The sequence below is a fragment of the Micromonospora craterilacus genome (assembly GCF_003236315.1).
Lineage (GTDB): Bacteria > Actinomycetota > Actinomycetes > Mycobacteriales > Micromonosporaceae > Micromonospora > Micromonospora craterilacus.
Genome location: NZ_POTY01000247.1, coordinates 1 through 10135, shown reverse-complemented (window position 1 = coordinate 10135; position 10135 = coordinate 1). Strand labels below are relative to the sequence as shown.

Below are 10135 nucleotides of genomic sequence, written 5' to 3'. Positions count from 1 at the left end.
GGACGCTGGAAGACGCTACGCCACACGACCGCCAGCCCCCGCCGAATCGGCGACATCATCGCCGCAGCCCTGCACCTGACCCATTTCGAGTACAAGTACCTACCGCAAAGTCGTTGAGATCACTTTAATGACCCACGTCATACACTCGATCAACCTGTGATGGCTTTCGTGGAGCGGCGGCTATCGGGTAGGCGGTGAGGGTGGACCAGTGGCCATCGGCCGGCTTTGTACCTGCGGCGCCGATCGCGGTGGGCAGGGCTTGCAGGGTGTCGACGAGGCGGTCGACGTGTTTGCCGCTCATGCGGGCGGCGGAGCGGGTCAGCCGGTTGCGCATGCGCCACCCCGGGTCGTTGCCACGGCCGCGGCGACCGCGGTGGGTCAGGGTGATGCGGCGGCGGACCTCGGTGACGGCACGGGTTGGCCAGTTGCACGACGTGGAATGCGTCGACGACCAGCAGTGCGTGGGGCAGTATCTTCCGGATTGCGGACTTGAACACGGTGCACATGCCGATCGCTACCGCTCTACAAGATCCGGGGCGGTTCACCCTGGGTAGCCAGCATAGAGAAGATCCTGACCACAGGGCTTGGCTACCGCCGCATGCACGCGGACGTGGAGGCACCTGAGGCGTCCTCAAAATGAGTCGCAAGAGGGAGCGGGCGGAATCGATTGATCTCGCCCGCTCCCTAATGCATAGCCCAGCAACCCGATCCCGCGCAGCGAGCGAGCAAGGCTGCATCGGGCGCGCCCAACGTCAGGCTACGGGGTGATCATTCCCTTTGCGGCGGCCAGGGTGTAGTTCTCCCCAAAAACGTTGAGCTCGTGGACTCCGACCTTGACGTTTTCGGTCGTACCCAGGATCTTCAGCCTGACTGCGTGCGTCAGCACTCGGTCGAAGGTGACGTAGTCAGCGGTGTACGCGGTGGTGTTCGTGCTCCTGTCGACCAGCGGCCGCCACGTGTTTGTCGCGATGTCCTTGTACTCCAGCGTGTACTGCACGGCGTTGTCCTTTGTGAACGCGCGCCCGAGTTCCTTCCACTGGATCTGCGCGGCGGAGATGTAGAAGACAGTCCCGAAGCCCCGAATGTACGTGGGCGCGGTATCGCTGTCAGACGGCTCCCACCACGTGGATAGAGATCGATCACCACCGTAGTACGGGTTGCGCCCGGGAGCGTAGCTGCTTGCCCAGTATGCCTGGCTGTTGGTGGCCACATTGTAGAGCCCGACGTCGTCCCTGCCCGAAATCTTCTTCCCCGGGGCCAGCTGCGGCGTGTTGGACAACTCGCAATCGATTGCTCCCTGTTGCGGACCATTGGGAATCACGTTGCAGACGTCCATTCCCAGTCGCCGCTCGAAGAACTCCTCGTATGCGATGACGTAGGTGTAGAAGAACACCAGGTTGCCGGATTTGTCGATGACGAAACTGCCGTGCCCGGCATTCGGATACACCGCACTGGGGTGGTTGTTACCGTAGCCGATCGGGTTCCGCTGCGTGGCTTTGAACCCTGACAGCGGCGATTTCGACGTCATCACCCCCGTCGCGTACGTGGTGAACTCAGTCCCACCCGACGCGACCGAAAGGTAGTACGTCTTCCCCACCTTGAACAGCTGTGAACCCTCCACGTACCCATGCGTGTAGGTCGCCTTGTTGTCACCGATGTGCTGCCACTCCTGGCGCGGGTCGAAAGTCCAGACCACGACCGGGTCGGTGACGAGCTGCCGAGGATTGTTCGCGTCGAGTTCGACGCCCATGATCGGTGAGCCGATGTTATACGTCAAGTACAGCCGACCGTCCGTGTCAAGGAAGAACTGCACGTCGCCGACGCTCAGGATCTGGCCGTTCGGGCGCAGGAAATTCCCCATGCTGGTCCACGGCCCCACGGGTGAGTCCGCTTGATAGACCGGCGTGTTGTTGCCAGCCATGTAGAACTTGGCGCCGATCTGCACGACGGTTGGTGCGACCACGCCCAGGTTCATCTGATGGGGCGTCCACGTGAGGTAGTCGGTAGTGGACCAGACAGTACGGTTGTTGTTCGGCGCGTTCTGCATGGCACCGGATGCGTAGAGATAGATGGTCCCGCCGACGTTCAGCGCGGACCAGTCCGCCCCGGTGCGGGCCGAGTTCTCCGAAATCCTGGTGAAGCCGACGGTGGACCGGCCCGCGAGGGTCCGGCCGGAGGCTGCCGTCCACGTCTCGAGGTTCAAGCTCAGTGGAATTTGCGATGCGTTTGCAACATTCGCGTCCGTGGGCGGCATCGTCCCTACGATGTTGCGCACCGCCATCCCGGGCAGATTGATCGGGTTCACGTACGTCTGCGCCATGTCGACACCAGTCAGCGGCACCTTGGCGGACGGGGTTTGGGGTCCGACGCCCTGCCCCCCCGGCTGCGCGGGCTTCTCGGCCGAGGCTGGCACGGTCTGGGTCAGTTGGCCCACCCCTACTCCTACCGCGAGAGCGAGGCCAATAGCCGCTATGAAAGGTCGGCGTCCCTTTTCGGTGGTCCTCTCAATAGCCATCAGGTTCCTTGCCTTCCGTCTGGGCTTCATGAGCGCTAACAACGGCTGGAATGTCTGATTTCCGGTGTAACCGGCCTGGCCTGGTTGGTTGGTGGCGCTGGGGTGATGGGGCCTTCGAGGGGTGCTCAGAAGGGGTTGAGGGCAGGCTTCCAGCGCGCTGCCCATCTCGCTCGGCCACGTCCGGCGAGTCCAGTAAACGGGCACCGCTGTTAGCGCTAACAACGTTGCGGTGATGTTAACGTTTTCATCTGGAGTGTGTCAAGAGCGTCAATGCCGTGTGAACTAAGCTGATCATGTCGTTGGGCTGGGTGTGTGTGGTGGTTGCGGCATGACGACCTCTGGCGGCCCCCCGGCCCGCGCCGTCTGGGAGTTCGGTGTCCAGGAAGGTCGACACGGAGCAGGCCCAACGCGTGATGCTGAACGGCCACGACTGGCGAGGAGACCTCGCCGCCCTTCACAAGCAGTTCCACCACTGGCCCATAGCAGGCCTGAAGGAACTGGCGGCGGCAACGCGCGACGGTGTGATCATTGAGCCATTTTCATCGTGACGGTGCAGGTCACGGCAGGTGGAACCCGGGCGCGCCAGTGTCACGGCGCCCGCCGCGTCGGCTGCGAAAATCGCTGTCCGGTTGCCGGAGCCCACTGGTAGAAAGCCGGAGTGCAAATGATTTTGACGTTCTCTGATCATCTGCGGCTCATTGACGAACGGTCGACCGCCTTCCGCGCTGCGGTCGCCGCAGCGCCCAGCCTCGACGTGCCGGTTCTGACCAGCGATCCGCATGCCTCTCCCGGGCGGACGCTGTTCGAGCTCGTGCAACACGTGGGCATGGCCCGCCGCAGATCAGCCGCCGTCGTCGCCGCAGGGCCTGCAGACGCGTCCCCAGAAAAGTCGGCTTGGGACGACGGCACGGGTGCGCCTCGGGAACGCGAGGCACTGCTGACCTGGTGGACCGAGTCCATCGAGCAACTGACGAGCACGCTGCGCGAGGCCGGCCCGGATCGCGGTTGTTGGACGTGGTGGGACGATTCGCCGTCACCACAAACCTCCGGCGCATGGGCGCGACGCCAGGTCCCCGAGATCGCGGTGTACACGTACGACGCCCAGCTCACCGTGGGTGCCCCGCAGCCGCTACCAGACGAGGTCGCCCTCGATGGTTTCGACGACTGCCAGTTCACCCTCTGCGCAACGACGGTCGCCTGGCCACACCAGCCCGCCGTCGTCGATTACCACGCCACCGAGGGCCGCTCCTGGCGCCTCCGGCTGTCGGACGACGGGGCACGGGTCACCCGCCTCGGCGAGCCCGCTGCCGGCGAGGCCCCGGACACGGCCGACGCCTCCGCCCAGGGCACGGCCAGTGACCTCGTCCTGATGTTCTACGGCCGCATACCGCTGGATTCCCTGAAGCTCGAAGGCGACCGTCGCATCTTCGATCAGCTGATCGCCTGGGACCCGTCCCTGTAACAACGATCCCATTTAGCCTGCGTAGGCCGGTTCTCGATGTGGTGCAGAACCAGGATCGCCTGCAGGATCGCGGCCGGGCGGTGTCGGCGAGGGACTGAGCCCTTTCATCCTGAGTAGCGGCTGGTCTCGACGCGGTGCAGGACGAGGATGGCCTGCACGATCGCGGTCGCGCGGCGGGGACAGCATCGCAGCTTGGTCAGGAGTTTCCAGGTCTTGAGCGTGGCGATGGCGCGCTCGCCGCGGGCGCGGACACGGGCATGTGTGCGGTTGACGGCCTTCTGCCTGCGGGACAGCTTCGGCCGGTAGCGGTGGCGCTTGAACGGCGTGCGCACACTCCCGCCGGCTCCTTGGTAGCCCTTGTCCGCGAACGTCATCACGTCGGCGCTGCTCAGCGCGTCGATGATGCCGTGTACGCGGGCGGCGCTCAGGTCATGAATGGCGCCGGGCAGCGCAGCCGATGCCCAGACCAGGCGACCCGCAGCGTCCGCGATGACCTGCACGTTCACGCCGTGCCGCTTGTGCTTTCCCGAGTAGTAGGGCCTCTGGTCGGCGACCCGGTCGATCGGGATCAGCGTGCCGTCGAGGATCGCGTATGCCAGCTTGCGGATGCGGTCCATCGCGGTAGCCAGATCGTCGGCCGCCGCGGCGAGCAGGTCGAAAGCTTCGCGGACGTAGCGCCAGGCGGTGGTGACGCCAATGCCGAACCCGGCTGCGAGGCGGGTGTAGGTGTCGCCGTTGCGCAGGTGGGCGAGGGTGAGCAGGGCTTGCCGACCGGGGTCCAGACGCCGCCACCGGGATCGACGCTGCCGACGGTGGCCGCGGATGCACTCGGCGAGGTGGCTCAGGGTTCGACTGGACAGCGGAATCGTGGCGGGGTAAGACAGCACGGCGAGACTCCCGGTCGGGGCATCGGCTCACAGACTGCTGTCTTACCTGGAGCCTCGCCCTCATCGATCTCCGGGTTACCCACACCCGCCGCGACCAGCACGATCGCGATGAAAAGGGCTCATTGAGGCGTTGTCATCGTGATTGGCCTGGGCACGCAGGCATGGAGAGGCTGTGTCGACGTAGGACGAGGCTCCCGGTAAGACAGCAGTCGACCAAGAACTGTGAGGGCTGCTGTCAAGAGCAGGCTTCGATGATTCGCCAAAGTTGGCCGGCTATGTAGCGTTTCAGGCTGCGGCTGATCTCGCGTGGTGTCCGGCCTTCGGCGGTGCGGCGGGCGATGTAGTCCTTGGTGGGCTGGTGGCATCGCTGGCGGGATTTGGCGATGGTGTGGATGGCAGCGTTGAGCGTGCGGTCACCACCGTGATTGAGCCGGTGGCGGACGGTGCGGCCGGAGCTGGCGGGGACCGGGTTGACGCCGGCGATCCAGGCGAAGGCGGCCTCGCCGCGGACTCGGCCGGGGTGGGAGCAGGCGCTGAGGGTGGCGGTGACGGGGTCGATGCCGGGTTGGTCGACTTGCGCGGGGCGACGGTCCGCCCCGACGCCGGCGGACAGTGGACCCCGCGAGGCGCCCGACGGGCGCCTCGCGGGGGCGGTGATGATCTACCCAGAAACAGCTTGGCTTAGCAGCGTCGAGCAACAGTTCAACCGCGCACACAACCGGCTCCGCGCCGTCGGTGCCCACGGCAACAGCCTGCTCAAGACCACCTTCAAAGCACTTCGCAACGTCAGCCTGTGCCCATGGACGTTCGGCGACGTCGTCGACGCAGCCCTGGTTGTTCTCCACACCGACTACTACCCACGAACCATCTGAAACGGCCTCGGGAAAGCCGATGGCGTCAGTGAACGATGCGAGCTAGCGCCACCGGTAATCACATGCGATAGTAGGGGCTCCAGTCATTCCGGTCGTCCTCCAATTGGACTTGCCAGATGTCGCCGCGGCCCCACATGTTCCAGTAGTTCGATTCTCCGTTGTGATTGACCACGATCCACGTGTAACCGCCGTCGTAGAACCAGATCCTGGCATAGAGCGGATTCCAAGCGCCGTTGCTCCCGCTGTTGCGAAGCCAGATCCAGGAGTCCGCACCATTATAGGGGCAGTTGTCCACCTGGACAATGTTTCCCTTCCAGGACCACGTCTTCTCCCAACCGCAACCGGCTGTGGCCGGCGAGGCGGGAAGGGCCGCCGAAACTGCGCCGACCGCGACGGCGGCGACGACGGCGACGACGGCTTTGACTCGCAGGAGGTTTCTTTGCACCCACGCCTTCACGGATCCTCCAAGATGTCGCAATTCCTATCGACACTGGTACTACGTTGACCCGAGGGAGTCGGTTCGACCGAGGGCGCCAAAATCTTGACGAGAGCCATGCCAGCTCAACGAGGTGGGACTGCAAAAGATCGACTCTGGCATAGAACGTGATCCCGCAGATGTCGCTGTTCATGCACCAGGTGGTTGATCAACGGTCGGCCTTGCGGGCCACGGCCCGATTAGCAGCGATTGCGATTAAGTGCCCGGATTGGTGGTGCCATCAACCGAGCTCGACGGCGCCGCCCCGGGCCGCGAGGTTCCGTACGCCGGCCCGCACCTGCGCGGAGCCCCCGGGTGCGAGGGTCGCCCTGACCGGCGCGGGCCCCCGGTTCGGCGCCCTCGGAAGTGGCGCCTGGGCGACCCGCGCGGCCTTCGACGTGGACGCCGGCGCGCCGCTCCCGCCGGCGTGGACGCCACCACCGTCGCAGCGCTGCCGACGGTCGGGCTCACCGCGTTGCGGGCGCTGCGGTCGGCCGGTCCGATGTCCGGGCGGCGGGTGCTGATCACCGGGGCGTCCGGTGGAGTGGGCCGGGTCGTCGTGCAACTCGCCCGCCGTGGCGGCGCACACGCGCCCGCGGTGGTCGGCGCACCCGATCGGGGCGACGGGCTGGCTGTCCTCGGCGCGGACGAGGTGGTGGTGGGAATCGACGCCGTCGCCGGCGCAGCCGGTGTACGGGTCACGCAGTCTCTGCATCGAGCATGCTGGCGTCCAAGTCGATGGGTGTCCCGGTCGTTGCCTGATACGAGATCCTCAGCTGATACGCCATTTTTGGTAGTCCGCACCGTTGCAATCCCAGGTGCGCAACCACACACCGTTGTCCGTGTTGCCCTCGGTCGCTTCGATGCATCTGCCGGTCCGGACGCTGACCAGGTCTCCGGTGTTGGAGAGCGAGAACGACTGCAGCGTGTTGCCGTCGCAGGCGTCGACCCGGAGAGTGGAGCCCTTCTGGGTCGCGGTCAATTCAAGACACTTATCCAGTACGCGCAATGTGCCGTCCCCGGGAAGCGTGAACATCTGGCCGTCGGCGTCAAAGCATTCCCATACGTAGATCGGCGTGGTGGTGTCCGGGTTTGAGTCGGGGACGATGATGCATTTGCCGGTGGCGAGATTGCGTATCAGGCGATTCTTGACCTTCGGAGTGAGGGGAGTCCTCGCCGCCGTGGTCGGGTTCGGTGCACTGGTCGCCTTCGTGGTCGCCGGCCCGCTCGTGGCGACCGCAGACGCCTTCGTTGTCGCCGGCCCGCTCGTGGTGGTCACGGACGGCGTCGGTGATGCCGTCGAAGGTGTGCTCGGTGTCGGCGTGACGCTAGTGTCCGGCGCGGCCGGTGGAGACGTGGGCGGTGGAGACGTGGGCGGCGTCGATTCGACGCTTCCGGCCGATGCCGCGCGTAGCTTCTTCCAGACAGATGGGGCGCTGAACACTGCGACGACGAGTACCGCCACCGTTGTGACCAGCAGGACGGCGAGCCGTCCCGTGGGTCTGCGCTTGCTGGCGACGGCGTCGGGTGCATCCCAGGCCCGCGGTGCCGTTGATGCCCTGCGGGGTCTCGCGGCGGCGGTCGGCGGCGTGGCGCTCGCCGAAGTCTCGGGGCCGAGCGCCAGGCGCAGCAGGCGTTCGGCTTCGTCGGCGTCGGCGCGCCGGTTGGGGTCCTTGCGGAGGAGCCCGTCGAGCGCGGCGGTCAGCGCGCCCGCCTGTTGTGGGGGCCTCGGAAGTTCGGTCGCGAGGGCCGCGAAGGTTGCGACCGTCGACGAGCGTTGGTAGGGAGTGCGACCCTCGACGATGGTGTACAGGGTGGCGCCGAGTGACCAGAGATCCGCGGCGGGGCCGGGGATCCCGTCGGTGGCGCGTTCCGGAGCGAGGTACGAGGGCGAGCCGACGACGATGCCGCTGTGGGTCATCCGGGGGTCTTCGAACGCGGTGGCGAGACCGAAGTCGGTCAGGACGATTCGACCGTTGTCGGCGAGCAGCACGTTCGCCGGTTTGACGTCACGGTGCAGGATGCCGGCATCGTGTGCGGCGCGGAGAGCGGCGAGGATCCCGAGACCGATCGTGGCGGCGCGAGCCGGGCTGAGCAAACCTTCGTCGGCCACGACCTTGCTGAGCGTCCGCGACGGCACCAGCTCCATGACGATCCAGGGTTCGCCGTCATACAGAACATCGTGGATCCGTACGACATTGGGCTGGTCGATGCGGGCGACCGCCCTGGCTTCTCGCAGCACCCGTTCGCGGAGTTCGTACCGTTCGCTTTCGGACAGGCCGGGCGGAAAAACCAGTTCCTTGACGGCGACATCGCGGCGCAGCGTTTCGTCGCGAGCATGCCAGACGCGGCCCATGCCGCCTGCGCCGAGGAGGCGCACCAGCCGGTACCGACCGGCGACAATGCGAGGTTGCGTTTCGGACACGCAGCGCACGGTACCGGCAACCCTCGGCATGTTTCTATCCGCCCTGCTCGACTATGGACGGACTGGCCGCCACCTGCTGACGCTACTTGTCGTGGTGCGGCGATCGCGCCGAGTGCGGGCGGGGCTGCCCACCGGATGACGTCGATGACTGCCGCTTGAACACCTTCCAGGTCCACGGCGGCCCGGGTCTGACGGGCGCCGGCACCGAGGACCGCGATGATCGGGTCGCAGCCGCCGTCCCGAAGCACCCGGAGGGCCGGCCCGAGAAACACCGGTGCCTTGGGGCCGCCGTAGCGGCGTCCTGCCCAGGCGGCCAGGACCAGTCCGGCGACGCGGGCCGCCGGAGCATCAGCACGGGTCGGGCCACCCAGGGTGACCACCCGTTTCCCTGTCGTACCGGTGTGATCGCGGGAGGATGCGCGCCATCCTGGCGGGTTCCCACGGCCGGCGCGAGGATTCGGCGCCGGCCGTGGGTTCGGTTCAGTCCTTGTGATCGGGGCTGGGGTTCAGGACTCGGGCGAGCCAGTCGGCTTGGGTGCGTCGTGCCGCGGTCGAGACGCGGGTGTGTGGGAACAGTGCGGAGAATCCGTGGAAGCCGCCGGCCCACAGGTGTAGCTCGGCTTGGCCTCCGGCGGCCCAGATTCGGGTCGCGTAGGTGACGTTCTCGTCGCGGAAGACTTCGGCGGTGCCGGCGTCGATGTAGGTGGCGGGTAGGCCGGACAGGTCGTCTGCCAGCGCGGGTGAGATGTAGGGGGAGACGTTGTGGTCGGTGTGTTCGCCGAGGACGCTGCGCCATCCGAATTCGTTCATCTCTCGGGTCCATACGCCGCCGGGTCCGGTGTATTGCTGGCTGGAGGTGGTGTTGTTGCGGTGGTCGAGCATGGGGCATGACAGCAGCTGGGCGGCGATGGTCGGTCCGCCGCGGTCGCGTGCCATGAGCGTGACTCCTGCTGCGAGGCCGCCTCCGGCGCTGGCGCCGGCCACGACGATGCGGGCGGGGTCGATGCCGAGGTCGGTGGCGTTCTCGGCCACCCAGAGCAGGCCGTGGTAGCAGTCGTCGACCAGGGTGGTGCCGGTCGCTTCCGGGGCCAGCCGGTAGTCCACGGTGATTACGACGGCGCCGAACTGGTCGAGCCACTCCAGCGGGATGTCGATGTTCGAGAAGCGGTCGCCCCACATCATTCCGCCGCCGTGGATCCAGTAGACGCAGGGTGCGCCGGCGGCCCGGTCGGTGGGGCTGAGGATGGACAGTGGGATCTGCGTTCCGTCACTGGTGGGGACGGTGACCTCGCGCCGTTCGGCCGCGCGGCCCTGCAGGTGTGTCTCGATCGGTGGTTGTGGGAACTGCCGCAGCAGTCTGATCGTCTCGGGCCCCAGGGGCGGCATGGACGGCAGTTCGGCCAGAGGGACGAGCAGCTCGGGGTCGAGGCCCGGTCGGGGGGAGTTCATCAGGGGTCCTTTCGGTGCTTCGGGGCCGGGGTGGCCGGTGTGGTCGGTGT

The 10135-nt window shown here is 66.5% G+C and carries 10 protein-coding genes and 1 pseudogene; 3 read left to right on the top strand and 8 right to left on the bottom strand.

Annotation, left to right across the window (positions count from 1 at the left end; genetic code table 11):
- Positions 1-238: 238 nt before the first annotated feature.
- Together C1I95_RS37360 and C1I95_RS27980 are read right to left on the bottom strand one after the other, a co-directional pair.
- Positions 239-521, bottom strand: a pseudogene (locus tag C1I95_RS37360) (transposase); the annotation flags it as partial.
- 236 nt (positions 522-757) lie between these two features.
- The gene (locus tag C1I95_RS27980) at positions 758-2434 is read right to left on the bottom strand and encodes a family 43 glycosylhydrolase (protein ID WP_158566489.1); all 1677 of its coding nucleotides are present in this window, start codon (positions 2432-2434) and stop codon (positions 758-760) included.
- 455 nt (positions 2435-2889) lie between these two features.
- On the opposite strand from C1I95_RS27980, the gene C1I95_RS35960 reads away from it, so the two are divergent.
- Positions 2890-3063: a hypothetical protein gene (locus tag C1I95_RS35960; RefSeq protein ID WP_199523941.1), complete on the top strand. Its 174-nt coding sequence runs from the start codon at positions 2890-2892 to the stop codon at positions 3061-3063.
- Positions 3064-3179: 116 nt separating this feature from the next.
- Positions 3180-3977, top strand: coding sequence for a maleylpyruvate isomerase N-terminal domain-containing protein (locus C1I95_RS27975; protein WP_111218236.1), 798 nt, complete (start codon positions 3180-3182; stop codon positions 3975-3977).
- 104 nt (positions 3978-4081) lie between these two features.
- Here the strand turns inward: C1I95_RS27975 and C1I95_RS27970 are convergent, their stop codons facing one another.
- On the bottom strand, positions 4082-4864 hold the full coding sequence (locus tag C1I95_RS27970) for a transposase family protein (RefSeq protein ID WP_111218234.1): 783 nt from the start codon (positions 4862-4864) through the stop codon (positions 4082-4084).
- Between the two features lie 235 nt (positions 4865-5099).
- Entirely contained in the window at positions 5100-5423 is a 324-nt protein-coding gene (locus tag C1I95_RS27965) for a transposase (protein WP_233513932.1), read from the bottom strand.
- Between the two features lie 97 nt (positions 5424-5520).
- Between C1I95_RS27965 and C1I95_RS37355 the strand changes: the two genes are divergently transcribed.
- Positions 5521-5736, top strand: a complete 216-nt coding sequence (locus C1I95_RS37355; protein WP_199523940.1) for a hypothetical protein — start codon at positions 5521-5523, stop codon at positions 5734-5736.
- A gap of 58 nt (positions 5737-5794) precedes the next feature.
- Here C1I95_RS37355 and C1I95_RS27955 read toward each other — a convergent pair whose 3' ends face one another.
- The 4 genes from C1I95_RS27955 to C1I95_RS27940 all read right to left on the bottom strand — a co-directional run bounded on the left by C1I95_RS27955 (position 5795) and on the right by C1I95_RS27940 (position 10085).
- Positions 5795-6193, bottom strand: coding sequence for a hypothetical protein (locus tag C1I95_RS27955; RefSeq protein ID WP_111218232.1), 399 nt, complete (start codon positions 6191-6193; stop codon positions 5795-5797).
- A gap of 259 nt (positions 6194-6452) precedes the next feature.
- Positions 6453-6926, bottom strand: coding sequence for a hypothetical protein (locus tag C1I95_RS37150; protein ID WP_199523939.1), 474 nt, complete (start codon positions 6924-6926; stop codon positions 6453-6455).
- A 57-nt stretch (positions 6927-6983) separates the two neighbouring features.
- Positions 6984-8636 carry a serine/threonine protein kinase gene (locus C1I95_RS27945; protein WP_233513930.1) on the bottom strand — a complete coding sequence of 551 codons (1653 nt, stop codon included), beginning with the start codon at positions 8634-8636 and terminating at the stop codon, positions 6984-6986.
- A gap of 480 nt (positions 8637-9116) precedes the next feature.
- Entirely contained in the window at positions 9117-10085 is a 969-nt protein-coding gene (locus C1I95_RS27940) for an alpha/beta hydrolase (RefSeq protein WP_111218215.1), read from the bottom strand.
- Between the last annotated feature and the right edge of the window lie 50 nt (positions 10086-10135).